This is a genomic window from Janthinobacterium breve (assembly GCF_051380895.1).
Classification (GTDB): domain Bacteria; phylum Pseudomonadota; class Gammaproteobacteria; order Burkholderiales; family Burkholderiaceae_D; genus Janthinobacterium.
Genome location: NZ_JBNYXY010000013.1, coordinates 55,392 through 70,131 on the forward strand (window position 1 = coordinate 55,392; position 14,740 = coordinate 70,131).

At 63.1% G+C, this 14,740-nt stretch carries 14 protein-coding genes; 8 read left to right on the plus strand and 6 right to left on the minus strand.

Translation table 11 applies throughout. From position 1 onward, the window contains the following. The first annotated feature begins 119 nt into the window (after window positions 1–119). Both ACQ4W0_RS25055 and ACQ4W0_RS25060 read left to right on the plus strand, forming a co-directional pair. Window positions 120–1,835, plus strand: a complete 1,716-nt coding sequence (locus ACQ4W0_RS25055) for a methyl-accepting chemotaxis protein (protein ID WP_436579222.1) — start codon at window positions 120–122, stop codon at window positions 1,833–1,835. A 173-nt stretch (window positions 1,836–2,008) separates the two neighbouring features. Further along, window positions 2,009–5,347, plus strand: a complete 3,339-nt coding sequence (locus ACQ4W0_RS25060; protein ID WP_436579223.1) for a DEAD/DEAH box helicase — start codon at window positions 2,009–2,011, stop codon at window positions 5,345–5,347. Here ACQ4W0_RS25060 and ACQ4W0_RS25065 read toward each other — a convergent pair. After that, complete coding sequence (locus ACQ4W0_RS25065) at window positions 5,344–6,744, minus strand: heavy metal sensor histidine kinase (RefSeq protein ID WP_436579224.1); 1,401 nt, start codon at window positions 6,742–6,744, stop codon at window positions 5,344–5,346. The two genes, ACQ4W0_RS25060 and ACQ4W0_RS25065, sit on opposite strands and share 4 nt — an antisense overlap. Beyond that, a complete protein-coding gene (locus ACQ4W0_RS25070; RefSeq protein WP_436579225.1) occupies window positions 6,741–7,451 on the minus strand; it encodes a heavy metal response regulator transcription factor in 711 nt (236 codons plus the stop codon). Before ACQ4W0_RS25070 ends, ACQ4W0_RS25065 begins: the two co-directional genes overlap by 4 nt. 141 nt (window positions 7,452–7,592) lie before the next feature. Between ACQ4W0_RS25070 and ACQ4W0_RS25075 the strand changes: the two genes are divergently transcribed. Next, window positions 7,593–8,087, plus strand: a complete 495-nt coding sequence (locus ACQ4W0_RS25075; RefSeq protein WP_436579226.1) for a GlcG/HbpS family heme-binding protein — start codon at window positions 7,593–7,595, stop codon at window positions 8,085–8,087. Window positions 8,088–8,097: 10 nt separating this feature from the next. Further along, complete coding sequence (uraH, locus tag ACQ4W0_RS25080) at window positions 8,098–8,508, plus strand: hydroxyisourate hydrolase (RefSeq protein ID WP_436579227.1); 411 nt, start codon at window positions 8,098–8,100, stop codon at window positions 8,506–8,508. 14 nt (window positions 8,509–8,522) lie between these two features. Here uraH and ACQ4W0_RS25085 read toward each other — a convergent pair whose 3' ends face one another. Beyond that, window positions 8,523–9,221, minus strand: a complete 699-nt coding sequence (locus tag ACQ4W0_RS25085; RefSeq protein ID WP_436579228.1) for a glutathione binding-like protein — start codon at window positions 9,219–9,221, stop codon at window positions 8,523–8,525. Window positions 9,222–9,411: 190 nt separating this feature from the next. Here ACQ4W0_RS25085 and ACQ4W0_RS25090 point away from each other — a divergent pair, with 190 nt between their 5' ends. Continuing rightward, window positions 9,412–9,837, plus strand: a complete 426-nt coding sequence (locus tag ACQ4W0_RS25090) for a hypothetical protein (protein ID WP_436579229.1) — start codon at window positions 9,412–9,414, stop codon at window positions 9,835–9,837. A gap of 1 nt (window position 9,838) precedes the next feature. Here ACQ4W0_RS25090 and ACQ4W0_RS25095 read toward each other — a convergent pair whose 3' ends face one another. Continuing rightward, window positions 9,839–11,485 carry a methyl-accepting chemotaxis protein gene (locus tag ACQ4W0_RS25095; protein ID WP_436579230.1) on the minus strand — a complete coding sequence of 549 codons (1,647 nt, stop codon included), beginning with the start codon at window positions 11,483–11,485 and terminating at the stop codon, window positions 9,839–9,841. A gap of 289 nt (window positions 11,486–11,774) precedes the next feature. Here ACQ4W0_RS25095 and ACQ4W0_RS25100 point away from each other — a divergent pair, with 289 nt between their 5' ends. Together ACQ4W0_RS25100 and ACQ4W0_RS25105 are read left to right on the plus strand one after the other, a co-directional pair. Beyond that, a complete protein-coding gene (locus tag ACQ4W0_RS25100) occupies window positions 11,775–12,203 on the plus strand; it encodes an EamA family transporter (RefSeq protein ID WP_436579231.1) in 429 nt (142 codons plus the stop codon). A gap of 73 nt (window positions 12,204–12,276) precedes the next feature. Beyond that, the gene (locus ACQ4W0_RS25105) at window positions 12,277–12,642 is read left to right on the plus strand and encodes a hypothetical protein (RefSeq protein ID WP_034781254.1); all 366 of its coding nucleotides are present in this window, start codon (window positions 12,277–12,279) and stop codon (window positions 12,640–12,642) included. Here the strand turns inward: ACQ4W0_RS25105 and ACQ4W0_RS25110 are convergent. After that, window positions 12,636–13,073 (minus strand): hypothetical protein, encoded by a 438-nt coding sequence (locus tag ACQ4W0_RS25110; RefSeq protein ID WP_436579232.1) that lies wholly within the window; start codon window positions 13,071–13,073, stop codon window positions 12,636–12,638. The two genes, ACQ4W0_RS25105 and ACQ4W0_RS25110, sit on opposite strands and share 7 nt — an antisense overlap. A 170-nt stretch (window positions 13,074–13,243) precedes the next feature. Between ACQ4W0_RS25110 and ACQ4W0_RS25115 the strand changes: the two genes are divergently transcribed. Further along, window positions 13,244–14,080 (plus strand): AraC family transcriptional regulator, encoded by an 837-nt coding sequence (locus tag ACQ4W0_RS25115; RefSeq protein WP_436579233.1) that lies wholly within the window; start codon window positions 13,244–13,246, stop codon window positions 14,078–14,080. Window positions 14,081–14,128: 48 nt separating this feature from the next. On the opposite strand, the gene folE is transcribed toward ACQ4W0_RS25115, so the two are convergent. Continuing rightward, window positions 14,129–14,695: a GTP cyclohydrolase I FolE gene (gene folE, locus ACQ4W0_RS25120; RefSeq protein WP_035822985.1), complete on the minus strand. Its 567-nt coding sequence runs from the start codon at window positions 14,693–14,695 to the stop codon at window positions 14,129–14,131. Between the last annotated feature and the right edge of the window lie 45 nt (window positions 14,696–14,740).

Genomic DNA, 14,740 nt, shown 5'->3' on the forward strand with positions numbered 1-14,740 from the left:
AGTTTTTGTATTGCAGTGCGAAATTTTGAGGAACAATTACAGCCTGGCCGCCCTTACGTATTAACCCGTAGTCCTGGCCTGCCGGCGTTTTCCCTCACTTCCGCACCACGAAAGCAACCATGTCACTCACACAATTCAAAATCGGCACCCGGCTCGGGATCGGGTTTGCTGTCGTCCTCGGCCTGCTGGTAGCCGTCTTGCTCGTCGGCCTGTATTCCATGGGGCAACTGAGCGCACGCACCCACGACATCGTGGCCGACAAGAACGTCAAGATGGCCGCGGCCAACACCATGAGCGACAACGTGCGCAACATTACCCTGGCGATCACCAGCGTAGTGGTGGCGCCGACGGAGGCGCTGGTGCAGGCGGAACTGGCGAAAATCGGCGAATCGCGCAAGAAATACGGCGCCGCCAAGGAAACCTTGCAAAAGAAAATCTCGACGGACAAGGAAACGGCGCTGATGGCCGAGCTGGACGCGGCCCTGAAATCAGGCGCGCCGCTGAACAACAAGGTCATCGAGCTGCGCAATGCGGGCCAGACGGAAGAAGCGATCGCCTTCCTGACCCAGCAGGCGGCACCGAGCCTGAAGCGCGTGCTGGGCGCGCTCGACAGCCTGGTCGCGTATGAAGGCGAGCAGGCGGCACAAGCGGCGACGGAAGCCGAAACGCTGAGCACCAGCGCGCGCGCCTCCATGATCACCCTGGGCAGCGTGGCCGTGCTGCTGGGCGCCTTCGTTGCCTGGATCATCACGCGCTCGATTACCCGCCCCATCAATGCGGCAGTCAGCGTGGCCGAAACCGTGGCCTCGGGCGACCTGTCCTCGCACATCATCGTCAATTCCAGCGATGAAACGGGCCGCCTGCTGGGCGCCCTGAAGGCCATGAACGACAGTCTGTTGGGCGTGGTGGCGCAAGTGCGCCATGGCACGGATGCCATCGCCACGGCATCGAGCGAAATTGCCGCCGGCAACCTCGACTTGTCGTCGCGCACAGAAGAACAAGCCAGTTCGCTGGAAGAAACAGCCTCATCGATGGAAGAACTGACCTCGACCGTGAAACAGAATGCGGACAATGCGCGCCAGGCAAACCAGCTGGCGAAAAGCGCGTCGGAAGTGGCCGTGCGCGGCGGCAGCATCGTCGCGCAAGTGGTCGACACCATGGGCACGATCAACGCGTCGTCAAAGAAAATCGTCGACATCATCGGCGTCATCGATGGCATCGCCTTCCAGACGAATATCCTGGCCTTGAACGCGGCCGTGGAAGCGGCGCGCGCAGGCGAACAGGGCCGTGGCTTCGCCGTCGTGGCAACAGAGGTGCGCAATCTGGCACACCGCTCGGCTTCGGCCGCCAAGGAAATCAAGGAACTGATCGCCGCCTCCGTCGCCAACGTGGACACGGGTTCGCGCCTCGTCAATGAGGCGGGCCAGACCATGGGCGACATCGTCGACAGCATCGTGCGCGTGACCGACATCATGGGCGAAATCACCTCCGCCACGCACGAGCAAACCATCGGCATCGAACAGATCAACATGGCCATTGCCCAGATGGATGAAGTGACGCAGCAAAACGCCGCCCTGGTGGAAGCAGCAGCAGCCGCCTCGCAAAGCATGCAGGAACAGGCCGGCGAGCTGGCGCATGTGGTGGGTTTCTTTAAAACGGGCAACGCCGTTGCCGCATCTCAACCGGTAGTCAAGCTGGCCGTCGCGCGCAGCAGCATCCCGGCGCCAGCGCCAGCGCGCCCCGTGGCCCGCAAGGCGCCCGTGCGCCAGGCCGTGGCCGCCGCACCGGCGCGCCGCAGCAATGCAGCTGCCGAGAGCGAGTGGGAAGAATTTTAAGTAGAGCAACACCCTCCAGACGTGCAGGCCAGGCAGGAAGTTGCTGCCTGGCTTTTTTTCGTCTGTAAACCCCACTTTTTTTGCGGCAAAGCCCGCGCAATAGACAAAAGTGCAAAACGTGCAGCGCGCATACGCTTTACAATCCTCGCTCGCTTTACAAAATATTGGTCATCATGAATCAGGCAGAACAGCAGCGCCTCCTGGCTATCCTGGAGTATTGGCACAAGATCGAATTCTTTATCCCGTTTGACCTGAATCAAATCACGGACGTTGAAGACCCGTCCACCGTGCGTCTCCTGCAGCGCGAACAGCTGGCGCAATTGCCGCTGCAGTTCGCCACGCAATGGCAAGTCCCGTCCGACCGCGAAATCGACGGCTTTTCCCTGTTCCTCGGCGTGTTCGACAAGGCTGAAATCAACAAGGCTTGCCCGCCAGCCAGCGCCCCGGACAACATCGCCGAAACAGAAAAAACGGAACTGGTCGGACGCTCGTGCTTTGCCCGCCTGTCCCTGAATGCGCTGGGCGAGCCGCAGTTCGATCCCGTGTCCGTGTCGACGTTACCGTGGGCTCTGGGTCGCGCGCGCACGCCGGACTGGTCGGGCCTGAGCCTGGACGCCTTCAGCGACAGCCAACTGGCGCTGCAAGACAGCTTGCGCAATTTCGCCGCCGCCCGCGCCCCGCAGCAAGTGACAGACGAAGCCGGCAATGTCTCGTCGCCCCTGTCCGGGCTGGAAATCGCGGCCCTGGCCGACCTGCTGCGCGACTGGGCCGGTTTCCACCCGTCCGCCGGCCAGCCGCTGGCCGTGCTGGAATTGCACACGCGCAAGAAACGCGCCGCCGTAACGGAAGCCGATACGCTTGAGTCCAGCCAGAACCGCTCCTTGGACTTTGGCGACGCGGTGGAGCCGTCCATCGATATCCTCAACAGTTTTTACCTCGATGACCTGGAACAGATCATCCGCGCCTTGCGCGGCGGCAAGTTGCCCGCGACTGTCGCCGCCTACCTGACGCCGCTGGCGCAGGATGAACGCATCGACCTGTACAGCCCGGCCGGACGCCAGGCGCTGGCCGCCATGCTCAATCCGGGCAATATGAACCGCGGACACTGGCTGGAAGACGCCAGCTACGCCATGAGCCTGATGCAGCAATTCGCCATCCACGGCGCGCGCACGGGCTTGAGCGAACGGGGCATCTTTTCCGTCAACGGCCCGCCCGGCACGGGCAAGACGACCTTGTTGCGCGAATTGTTCGCCGACAACATCGTGCGCCGCGCGGCCGTGCTGTCCTGCCTGGACCGCGCCGGCGACGCCTTCATCGGCAAGGTGGCCGTGGCCTTCGAAGGCGTGCGCGAGCCGATCACCATCGCCCGCTTGCGCCCGGAACTGACGGGCTTTGAAATGGTCGTCGCCTCATCGAACAATGCGGCGGTGGAAAACATTTCCGGCGACTTGCCAAAACCCAAGCAGCTGGGCAAGGAATGGGCGCGCACGCGCTACTTTGAAAGCGTGGCGCGCCGGGTCGTGGCCGATGGCAATGGCGCCAACCGCGCCTTGAGCGAGCAGGACGCGCCATGGGGCTTGATGTCCTGCGCGCTGGGCAATAGCGCCAACCGCCGCCGCTTCGTCAGCAATTTTTATGACGACGACTGGGATAAAACCACGGCGCGCAAGACGCCGAACGCGCAGAATATCCGCCAATGGCTGGCCAGCTACCAGGGCGTCAGCTTCGCCCAGGCGGCGCGCGAGTTTCGCGAGACGGAACACGTGGTGGAAAAGGCCCTGGCCGAGCACGCTCAGTACGCGGCCCTGTGGCAAGCCGTGGGCACCTGCACGGAAGCAGATTTCATCGAGGCCAGCCAGCAAGCGCTGATTGCAGCCGAGCAAGATATGGATGCGGCCAACGGCGCCCTGTCCGGCGCGCTGGCGCAGCAGGACATCTTGCTGGCCAGCAAGAAGGAATTGCTGGAAGAAGAACGCCTGGTGGCGCTGACGCAGCCCGGATTCTTTGCCCGGCTGTTCCGCACGACACCGGCGCGCGCCTACAAGGATGCCGTCATCGCCAACGCCGAGGCGCAGCGCCAGGCCGCGCGCGACGTCTCCGCCATCAAGCTGCTGCTGAAAGGCGAACTGGAACCGCGCTGCGAGCGCGCCCGCAACAGCCTGCACATCGCCCTGCGCACAGCGCAATCGCGCCAGCGCGAATGGGATGACAGCACGGAATTGCTGCGCCGCGCGCGCATGCGTTTCCCCACCATCATCGCCCCGGCCACGCTGGACGAGCTGGACGGCGACACGCTGCAGATAGCCGGCCTGTGGCATGAGCCGGCCCTGGCGCGATTGCGCTCACGCCTGTTCGCCAAGGCCCTGGCCCTGCATGAAGCGTGGCTGGCGGAAGTGGCGAAGAAAGGCGGGCCTGGCTTTGGCGGCAACTTGCTGGCCGTGTCGAAATTGCTGAAGAACAAGCGCGCCTATGACCAGTCGCACATCGCCATGGTGTGGCACAGCCTGTTCATGGTGGTGCCCGTCGTGTCGACCACGTTCGCCTCGTTCGCGCGCCAGTTCCAGGGCATGGGCGCGGAATCGCTGGGCTGGCTGTTCATCGATGAAGCGGGCCAGGCCGTGCCGCAAGCGGCGCTGGGCAGCCTGTGGCGCGCCAGGCGCGCCGTCGTCGTGGGCGACCCGCTGCAGATCGAACCCGTGTTCACGGTGCCGGGCCGCCTCGTGCAAACATTATCGGCGCTGTCGCCGCATACGCAGGATGGCAGTTACGCACCGACAAGCGTTTCCGTGCAGACCCTGGCCGACAAGGCCAACCGTTATGGCGCGCATGTCGGCGCCGGCAGCGCCCAGCCCCTGTGGATAGGCAGCCCCCTGCGCGTGCACCGTCGCTGCGTGGAGCCGATGTTTTCGCTGGCCAACAGCATCGCCTATGAAGACAAGATGGTCTACGGTTTGAGCGAACGCACGCCGCCGGCCGGTGCACGGGGCCTCACGCGCGGTTCCAGCCGCTGGATCGACGCCGTCGGCCCCGTCAGCTACAAGCAGGTGGTGCCCGTGCAGCTCGATTTCGTGCTGGAAGTGCTGCTGAAACTGTATCGCCGCGATGGCAAGCTGCCGGAAATGTATCTGATCACGCCGTTCAAGGCCGTGCGCAAGGAATTGCGCTCACGCATCGTCGATATGGACTGGGACCGCCGCCTCGGCTATGGCAAGGCGCCCACGGCGCGCGAATTGCGCCAGTGGAGCAGCCAGATGGTGGGCACCGTACACACCTTCCAGGGCAAGGAGCAAAGCGTGGTGATGCTGGTCCTCGGCGCCGACGACAGCACGGCCGGTGCCGCGCAGTGGGCGGCCAGCACGCCGAACCTGCTCAACGTGGCCCTGACGCGCGCGCAACACTATGTGTACATCGTCGGCAACCCGCTGCTGTGGGGACAGTTGCCACACTTTGCGCCCGCCTGCGCGCAGTTGCCGCATACGGGGATGCATGAGTTTCTTGTCGAAATGGGCTAAGCGGGGAAAACGAGGGTAAACGTCGTGGCGGCCGCGTCGGACGCCACGGTCGCGCTGCCATCATGCAACTGCATGATAGCCGTGACGATGGCCAGCCCCAGGCCCGTGGAGGCAGCCGAATCGCTGCGGGCCGGGTCGGCCCGGTAAAAGCGCTCGAACAGGTGGGGCAGGTGGCGCGCGGGGATGGCGGGACCGAGGTTGCTCACGCTCAATTCCACGCTCGCGTTCGTCGTGTGCGAACGCAGCAAAATCGTGCTGCCAGGCGCCGCATGGCGGATGGCGTTCGACAGCAGGTTGCCCAGCGCGCGGCGCAGCAGTTGCGGCTCGGCCGTCACTGCGCCGCTGCCGTGGCAAGCCAGCGCCAGCCCCCGCTCTTCGGCCAAGCCTTCAAAGAAATCGGCCAGGCGCAAGAACTCGTCCTGCACGGGCAAGACTTGCTTGACGAGCAGCATTTCATCCTGCTGCGCGCGCGCCAAAAACAGCATGCTGTCGATCATGCGCGACAGCCGCTCCAGCTCTTCCACATTCGACGATACCAGCTGCTCATACTCTTGCGCACTGCGGGGGCGGGCCAGCATGACCTGGCTTTGTCCCAGCAGATTGGTGACGGGCGTGCGGAATTCATGCGCGAGGTCGGCGGAAAACTGCGACAGCCGCGCATAGCCTTCCTGTAGCCGCGCCAGCATGGCGTTCAGGGCCTGGATCAATGGCAAGAGTTCCGTGGGCGCGCCGCGCGCCTCCAGTTGCTGGCCCAGCTTGCCGGGCCGCACCAGGGCCGCATGGGCGGCGATATTGCGCAACGGCCGCAGCCCCCGCAGCAGCATCACGCTGGCCAGTATCGCCGCCACCAGCGCGCTGACGGCCACGGACACGACGATCTGCCAGCGGTAGGCGGCAAACATGGCTGTGCGGTCGCCGTACACCCTGGCGACAGAAATATCGGCCATCTGCGCCGGCTCGCCGATGCGCGCGCTGGCCGCCACGACCCTGGCCGGATAGCCGTCGCGGCTGGTCCAACTGACGATGGCGGCCGCCGTGACGGGCGCATCGACGGCCACGGGAACAGCATGCGCCACCGTCTCGCCATGCGGATTGACATCGATCAAACGCGTGCCATCGGCGCGCACGATGCGGACCAATGAATTCTCTTGCCCGCTCATGGTGTCGCGGAAATACTGGGGCCGTTCACGGATGATGTCGAGGGTGCCCGCATTGCCCAGCAACTGCTGAATCTGGCGCAATTTGCCCAGCAACAAAATGTCGTCGCGGCGCTCGATTTCCGCCACGAACGAGCGGTACAGATGCATGCCCAGCCCGGCCGACACGAGCGCCACGATCAGCACGAAGACAAGCGTGACGCGCAGGGTCAGCGAACGGCGCAGTTCCGCCAGCTTCATTGCGTGGCGCCGTTGTCAGGAAGCGTCGGCACGCGCAATTCGCAAACATAGCCCATGCCCCGCAAGGTGTGGATCAGCTTGGGTTCGAACGGGTCGTCGAGCTTGCTGCGCAGGCGGCGGATGGCCGCGTCGATGACGTTGGTGTCGCTCTCAAAATTGATGTCCCACACTTGCGAAGCGATGATGGAACGCGACAAGACCTCGCCCTGGCGTCGCGCCAGTAAATGCAGCAAGCCGAATTCCTTGGCCGTCAGGGTGATGCGCTGGCCTTGCCGGCTGACCTTGCGTTTCATCACATCGATTTCCATGTCGCCGATGCGAATCACGTCGTCTTCGCGCGGTGGCCCGCGCCGCAGCAGGGTGCGGATGCGCGCCACCAGCTCGGCAAAGGCAAACGGTTTCACCAGGTAATCGTCGGCGCCCAGTTCCAGCCCCTTGACGCGGTCCTGCACTTCGTCGCGCGCGGTCAGGAAGATCACGGGCACGTCCGCGCCGCCTTCCTGCAGCCGCAGCGCGCGCAAGACTTGCCAGCCATCCATGATGGGCAGCATGACGTCGAGCACGATCAAATCGGGGGCTTCCGTGCCGGCCAGGTGCAGGCCGTCGCGGCCGTTGCGCGCCAGGCTCACCGTAAAGCCGGACTCGGCCAGGCCGCGCAGCAGATAGTCGCCCGTCTTCGGTTCGTCTTCGATGACCAGGATGCGCATGGGTATGGGCTTTCTTGTTGGAATTTGAACCATTTTACGCCGCGCGCAGACCGCTGCGGATGATAAAAATGTCATGTGGCGATCATCTTCTCGTAGGGCAACACTGGCCATACTGGCGTCACTTTATTCGATGGATGCCAGATGAAAACCCTGATACTCGGCAGTACCCTGCTGTGCCTGCTAACCAGTCCCGCCCACGCGCAATTGCGCAATATCAATGACCTGTCGCTGGCGGCAGCCAACAAGCTGGCCAACGCGGCCATGGCCGCTTGCCAGGCGCAAGGCCGGCACATCGCCGTCAGCGTACTCGACCACAGCGGCAACATCGTCGCCGTGCAGCGCGCCGATGGCGTCGGGCCGCACAACATGGAGGCGAGCCGGCGCAAGGCATACACGGCCTTGTCCACCAAAAGCGACACCTACACGCTGGCCGTCGCCGCGCGCGGCAATCCGGACATGCACAACTTGACCACCGTGCCGGAGTTGCTGCTGCTGGGCGGCGGTCTGCCCTTGCTGGCCCATGGGCAAGTGGTGGGCGCCATCGGCGTCGCTGGCGGCGGTGGCGCCCTGCAAGACCGTGCTTGCGCCCAAGCTGCGCTGGCCCTTGTTCCCGAACTCGATCTCCCCACACCTTGAAAGAAACACGATGACTTATCTGAAAAAAATTGCTGCCGCCCTGGCCTTCGCCGGCCTGTCCAGCATGGCCCTGGCCGCCGCCAATCCCTTGAGCGTGCACATCCTCGACCTGCAGAGCGGCCAGCCGACGGCGGGCGTGACAGTGACCCTGGAACAAAAGCAGGGCAATGACTGGAAACAGCTGGGCAGCGCCGTGACGAATGCGCAGGGGCGCATCGCGGCCATGTATCCAAGCGATACGCCCATGCAGGCGGGCGACTACCGCATCGTCTTCAAGACGGGCGAACACTATGCGCGCCTGAAACAGGAAACCTTCTTCCCGGAAATCCCCGTGCAATTTCACGTGGGAAAGACTGACCAGCACTATCACATTCCGTTGCTGCTCAGTCCTTTCGGCTTTTCCACGTATCGGGGTAACTGAGGGGCAACTGAAACTTAGCCGAGTGTCTTCGCCGTCTGGCCGAACAGCACGCTTTTCGCGTCGCCGCTGACAGTGGGCTGCACATTGATTTCGGCCGCGCGGGCATACGCGCGCACGGTGGCGGGACGAGCGGCAATGGCGGCGAACCAGCGTGCCATGTGCGGAAAATCTTCCAGCTTCTGGCGCTGGCGTGCGTGCGGCACGATCCACGGGTAGATCGCCATGTCGGCGATGGTATAGGTATCGCCGGCCACGAAGGCACGGTCCGCCAGGCGCTTGTTCAGCACGCCGTATAAACGGTTCGTTTCGTTCACGTAGCGCGTGATGGCGTACTCGATGGGCTCGGGCGCGTATTGCACGAAATGGTGGTTCTGCCCCGCCATGGGCCCCAGTCCGCCCATTTGCCAGAACAGCCATTGCATGACCTCGGCGCGCCCGCGCACGTCCGCCGGCAGGAATTGCCCGCTTTTCTCGGCCAGGTATTGCAGGATGGCACCCGACTCGAACAGGGACAAGGGCGCGCCGCCATCTTCCGGCGCCTGGTCGACGATGGCGGGGATGCGGTTGTTCGGCGCGATGGCGAGAAACTCGGGCTTGAATTGCTCGCCCTTGCCGATATGCACGGGAATAATGTTGTAGGGGATGCCCGCTTCTTCCAGGAACATCGTCACCTTGTGCCCGTTGGGCGTGGTCCAGTAATACAGGTCGATCATCGTCGTCTTTCAGCTCGTTGGCATAGGGCGGGCGTAACTATTGTCGCGCCGCAACTGGTGTGCATGGATATAATGCCACGTAAGCGAAAAACAAGACGGCGGACGACGCACCAACCATGCAAGCAAGCGCCCACTCTCGCCGCAATGATTGAATTCCGCCACTCCCGAGAACCACCAAAGAAAGCCGACCATGCGCAAACTCCTGATCGTCATGCTGTCCGTCCTGCTGTCAGGCTGTGTCCAGGACTTCGCCATCTATCTGTTCGACGGCCAGGACCATTCCCTGACCGTGCGCCGCCAGCAACGTTATTTTTGGCAAGATACCGTGGAAGTGCAGCTGATGGCCACCAATCTGCCGCAATGCCAGCGCCTGCATATCCTGTCGACCGATGCACCCGCCGACATCAAGGTCGAACTGTTTGCGGCCGGCGATGGGCGGTGGAATATCCGCATGGGCAAGCAGCTGTGGCAGGCGGAAACGACGACCTGCAATGAGCTGACCGAAATGGAAAACGACCCGAAAGCCGACCTGGGCCAGCCGGTCGGGCAATTCGTGGTCGTCGATGACAAGCTGGAATTCGAGCCGGCGCCGCCAGCGGCGGCGCCGGCCCAGTAAATCAGCGCGCCGCCAGGCTGCGCAGCGGTTTTTTCGCCACGGCGCGCGGTGCGCCAGCCGAAGTGGCCGCCAGGCGCGGCGCCGTCCCCGGCTCCTGCGCCGACAGTTTGAAGCGCGCCACCAGTTGCGCCAGCACGGCCGCCTGGTCCTGCATGCTGGACGCCGCTGCCGCCGCCTGTTCCACCAGTGCCGCATTTTGCTGCGTCACGCTATCCATTTCCGTGATCGCCTGGTTGACGTGGCCGATGCCCGTGCTTTGCTCGTGCGAGGCGGCCGTGATGTCGGCCATGATGTCGGTCACGCGCGAGACGCTGGCCACCACCTGATCCATGGTCGTGCCCGCCTGTGCGACCAGGGTGCTGCCGGCCGCGATGCTGTCGACGGAAGCGCCGATGAGCTCCTTGATTTCCTTCGCTGCGCCAGCGGACCTTTGCGCCAGATTGCGTACTTCCGACGCCACCACGGCAAAGCCGCGGCCCTGCTCGCCGGCACGCGCCGCTTCCACGGCCGCGTTCAAGGCCAGGATATTCGTCTGGAAGGCGATGCCATCGATGACGCCGATGATGTCGACGATCTTGCGCGACGAGGCGTTGATGGTGTCCATGGTGCCGATCACTTGCGCCACCACGGCGCCGCCCTGGCGCGCCACGGCGGAAGCGGACTGCGCCAGTTCATTCGCCTGCACGGCGTTGCCCGCGTTTTGCGTTACTGTCGAGGTCAATTCCTCCATCGAGGCCGCTGTTTCTTCCAGCGAACTGGCTTGCATTTCCGTGCGCGCCGACAAGTCCATATTACCGCTGGCAATCTCGCTCGATGCCGTGGCGATCGTCTCGGCGCTGTGGCGGATTTCACTGATCGCATCGACCAGGTTGGCCTGCATGGTTTTCATCGCGTACAGCACGCTGTGGCGGTCGTTGGCGTGCGTGCGCACGTTGCCGCTCAAGTCGTTGTTGGCGATCTTTTCAGCCACATCGGCTGCATACTCGGGGTCGCCGCCCAGCGCATGGCGCAGGCTGCGGTTGATCACCACGACAACGGCGGCCAGCAGGCCGCATACGAGCACCAGCACGCCCAGCGAAGTGAGCAGCGACTGACGGAAGGCCGCGTCGATATCGTCCATGTACACGCCCACCACCAGGGTCCAGGCCCACGGTTTGTAGGCCACCACGCGGCTCATCTTCGGCTCAGGATTTTTCTGGCCCGGACGGGGGAAATAATAGTGGACGAAACCCTTGCCCGCATCGCTCTTGCCGACGGCAACGATGTCGCGGTACAGATAGGTGCCGTTGGCATCCTTGAAGTCCGACATGTTCTTGCCGTTGGTTTGCGGCGCGGCGGGATTCATCACGACAACGGCATCGAGGTTGATGATGGACAAATAACCGGTCTCGCCAAAGCGCATGCTCTTGATGACGGCGGTGGCCTGCTTTTGCGCTTCTTCCTTCGTCAAGGCGCCGCTGGCGGCCAGGTCGCCGAACATCTTGACGGCGCCCAGGCCCAGGTCGGCGGCATTGCTCAGGTCAGCGCTACGCTCTTCGATGCGGATCTTGCGAATTTCCAGGGCGTTATAGACAAAAATAACGGTGATGCACAACAGGCTGCAAATCAGGGGAATCCATAACTTCTGCTGGAACGTCAATTTCTTCATGCTGTGTCTCCAACTCTCTATTGTGCGGCGAAGGGGCGTGGCCTGCTTCCAGCTCTACAGGCCAGGAATGCGGCGGCGACGGTGCTCTGGCGGCACCGTTCAGACGTCTCCAGCATACGCTCGAACTACCATTTTTTACAATGCTGAGAAGCAATGTTTTTTGTCCGGTGTTGTTAATGGGTTGCGACAATTGATGAGAATTGATGCTGCGTTGCAATAAAAATGCTGATAGGGGCCGCCATGCTTTTACGCTACAGTCACTACCATTCCTCACCGCGCAGGGAGTTCCATGTCGACCACCTTTACCTGGCAAGGCTTTGCCATCCTGTCGACCGTGTTTGCGGCCCTGACGGCCATCCTGGGCAAGCTGGGCGTGGCCCATCTGAACAGCAACATGGCCACCTTGATACGCACGGGCGTCATCCTGCTGGTGACGGCGGCCATCATCTCGCTGCGCGCGGAATGGCAGCGCCCCAGCGGGGGCAACTGGGTGGGCTGGACCTGCCTGATCGCTTCGGGCGTGGCCACGGGACTGTCGTGGCTATGCTACTTCCGCGCGCTGCAGTTGGGCCCCGTCTCGCTGGTGGCGCCCGTCGACAAGCTCAGCGTGGCGCTGGTGATGCTGGCCGGCTGGCTGGTGCTGGGCGAGCCGTTCACCCTGAAAGCGGCGGCCGGCGGCGGCTTGATCGTGCTCGGCTCGCTGATTTTGCTGCTGTAAGACATTCCACGGCACGCAGCGGCGCGCCTGTGTCAGAATGCACGCCGCATAGATCGAATCACGAAAGAACAGCATGACCAAGAATGAAGCCATGAAACGCATCAACGACCGCCTGGGCAAACCCACCCTGACGGACAAGAACACGCATTTTGCCAGCGTCGCCAGCTATGGCACGGACGAAGGCTGGTGGCTGAAGATTCCCTTCCTGACCTTCAAGCAGGAATTGCACTTCATCCTCAACAATGAAAAGACGAAAAGCTTCCAGCACCTGAAAATCGGTGCCAACCAGATCCTCAGCCCCGGCATGAAGTTCCGCAGCACGGGCGGCGCAGCCGACGCCTTCATGTCGGCCTCGGCGCCGAAACGCCTGGTCGACCTGCTCGACGGCGGCAGCAAGTACAACTTCACCAAGCACTTTGTCAACGATTATCGCTACTGATGCATAGCCGGGCTGCTCTTGCCTGACGGCAGTTGCGGCGGCAGCCAGGCCTTCAGCAAATGCTGCGCGATATCGAGCGCGTCGTCGCGGCTGGTGCCGAAATGCAGGGGATAGCCCCAGAACTGGCCGAACATGACGGCAAAGGCCTTGCCCGCCAGGCGCTTGGCCGCGCTCGGTTCGACCAGCACCATGCCCTGGATATACGCGCGCAGGGCGGCCTTGTGCCGTTTCATCCACAGCACGGCGCGCTTGCGCTCTTCCTGCGGATGCGCATGCCCGTCCTCGTCCAGGCCGTCTTCGCTGAGAATGACAAACGCCTGCTGGCGTGCCAGCAGGGCCTCGAACTGGGCGAACAAGGCATCGTCGTGGCTGCCTGCGGCGCCGTCGCGGCGGATCCAGACGAGGGGGAAATCGGTGATATCGAGTTGCATGGGAGACTCCTTCAAAGGGGGTTGCCGTTCCTCCTGGCCTTCATCAGAACACTGGCGGCGGCGGTTGCCGTTGAAGCGGGGCTGCGGATGCCCATACGATAGCGTTGGCGGCATTGCGCGTCATTGCATAAAATAGCCACAATATTATTCAATCCAGCCAAATTTTCCCCATGCCCCATCTCCTCCTGCCCGATCTGCTCTCTACGCGGCTGGGCGCAGCCACCATTACCATCGATTTCGACGTCGATGGCGTGCTGCGTCCGCTGCTGGCCGTGGGCCTGGCCAGCGTGCGCGAGGATGCGGAGCAGGCGCCGCACCAGCACCGCAAGGGACAGCTGCTGTACGCCACGCGGGGCGTGATTCATTGCGAAGTGGAAAGCGGCGTGTGGATCGTGCCGCCCCAGTGTGCCGTGTGGATACCGGGCGGCCTGATGCATGCGGCGCAGGGCGTGGGCGAGGCCGAATGTTATTGCCTGTTTGTCGAAGCGGCCATGGCGCCGGCCCTGCCCGCCGTCTGCTGCACCGTGGCCGTCTCGCCCTTGCTGCGCGAACTGATCGCCAAGGCAGCCTGCTTTTCCCCCATGACCGCGCTGCACGGCGCGCAGGAACGCCTGGTGGCCACCCTGCTCGATGAGTTGGCCGCCGCGCCCGTGGAAGACTTGCATTTGCCGATACCGCGCAATGCGCGCCTGCGCCGCTTGGCCGCCCTGCTGCTGGCGCAACCGGCCGATAAAAGCACCCTGGCCGAATGGGCCAGCCGCATCGGCATGAGCGAGCGCAGCATGACCCGGCAGTCATTACAAGAAATGGGCATGAGCGTGGGCCGCTGGCGTCGGCAATTGCACGTCATCCTTGCCCTGCAAGGACTGGCGCAAGGGCACAGCGTGAAAGCGGTGGCGCTGGAACTCGGTTATGAAAACACCAGCGGTTTTGTCACCATGTTCCGCAAGGCGGTGGGCAAGCCGCCGGCGCGTTATCTGGCGGAACGGGAATCCGGAAGAATATAAAAAAAGGCGGCATCGCGCCGCCTTCGTCCTGCATCGTCGATCAAAGCATCAGACTTCGCGCGCCAGTGCCAGAAATTCCGTGCGCAGCGCCAGGTTCGGCTGCATCTCGCCCAGCATGGCCGAGGTGATGGTTTCTTCGCCCGGCGTGCGGATGCCACGGCTTTCCATGCACAGGTGACGGCAGCGCACGACCACGCCCACCGATTTCGGTTCCAGCACTTCCATCAGGGCATTGGCGATCTGCATCGTCATGCGTTCTTGCACTTGCAGGCGCTTGGAGAAGCAATCGACCAGGCGCGTCAGTTTCGACAGGCCGACGATCTTGCCGTTAGGCACATAACCGATGGTGGCCTTGCCAAAGAACGGCGCCAGATGGTGTTCGCAATGGCTGTAGACGGGAATGCCGCGCACGACGATCAGCTCGTTATACTGTTCCGCACCATCTTCAAAGGCTTTCAGCAAGTCCACCGGATCCTGGCCATAGCCCGACGTCCAGTGCTTCCACGCCTTGGCCACGCGCGCCGGTGTTTCCAGCAAGCCAGGACGCTGCGGATCTTCACCAAAGCTGCTGATCAGCCGGCGCCAGTCGTTTTCGGAGAATTCTTCTTGAGACATGCTAAACCACCCTAAAATTTGCAATTGCCGCCAGTATATAGAAAA

Excerpts from the sequence above, each read along its gene's own strand:
- ACQ4W0_RS25090 (WP_436579229.1), top strand. The coding sequence starts at position 9,412 with ATGCGCAAACTCCTGATCGTCATGCTGTCCGTCCTGCTGTCAGGCTGT.
- ACQ4W0_RS25060 (WP_436579223.1), top strand. The coding sequence starts at position 2,009 with ATGAATCAGGCAGAACAGCAGCGCCTCCTGGCTATCCTGGAGTATTGG.
- ACQ4W0_RS25100 (WP_436579231.1), top strand. The coding sequence starts at position 11,775 with ATGTCGACCACCTTTACCTGGCAAGGCTTTGCCATCCTGTCGACCGTG.
- ACQ4W0_RS25055 (WP_436579222.1), top strand. The coding sequence starts at position 120 with ATGTCACTCACACAATTCAAAATCGGCACCCGGCTCGGGATCGGGTTT.
- ACQ4W0_RS25095 (WP_436579230.1), bottom strand. The coding sequence starts at position 11,485 with ATGAAGAAATTGACGTTCCAGCAGAAGTTATGGATTCCCCTGATTTGC.
- ACQ4W0_RS25075 (WP_436579226.1), top strand. The coding sequence starts at position 7,593 with ATGAAAACCCTGATACTCGGCAGTACCCTGCTGTGCCTGCTAACCAGT.
- folE (WP_035822985.1), bottom strand. The coding sequence starts at position 14,695 with ATGTCTCAAGAAGAATTCTCCGAAAACGACTGGCGCCGGCTGATCAGC.
- uraH (WP_436579227.1), top strand. The coding sequence starts at position 8,098 with ATGACTTATCTGAAAAAAATTGCTGCCGCCCTGGCCTTCGCCGGCCTG.
- ACQ4W0_RS25110 (WP_436579232.1), bottom strand. The coding sequence starts at position 13,073 with ATGCAACTCGATATCACCGATTTCCCCCTCGTCTGGATCCGCCGCGAC.
- ACQ4W0_RS25115 (WP_436579233.1), top strand. The coding sequence starts at position 13,244 with ATGCCCCATCTCCTCCTGCCCGATCTGCTCTCTACGCGGCTGGGCGCA.
- ACQ4W0_RS25085 (WP_436579228.1), bottom strand. The coding sequence starts at position 9,221 with ATGATCGACCTGTATTACTGGACCACGCCCAACGGGCACAAGGTGACG.
- ACQ4W0_RS25105 (WP_034781254.1), top strand. The coding sequence starts at position 12,277 with ATGACCAAGAATGAAGCCATGAAACGCATCAACGACCGCCTGGGCAAA.
- ACQ4W0_RS25070 (WP_436579225.1), bottom strand. The coding sequence starts at position 7,451 with ATGCGCATCCTGGTCATCGAAGACGAACCGAAGACGGGCGACTATCTG.
- ACQ4W0_RS25065 (WP_436579224.1), bottom strand. The coding sequence starts at position 6,744 with ATGAAGCTGGCGGAACTGCGCCGTTCGCTGACCCTGCGCGTCACGCTT.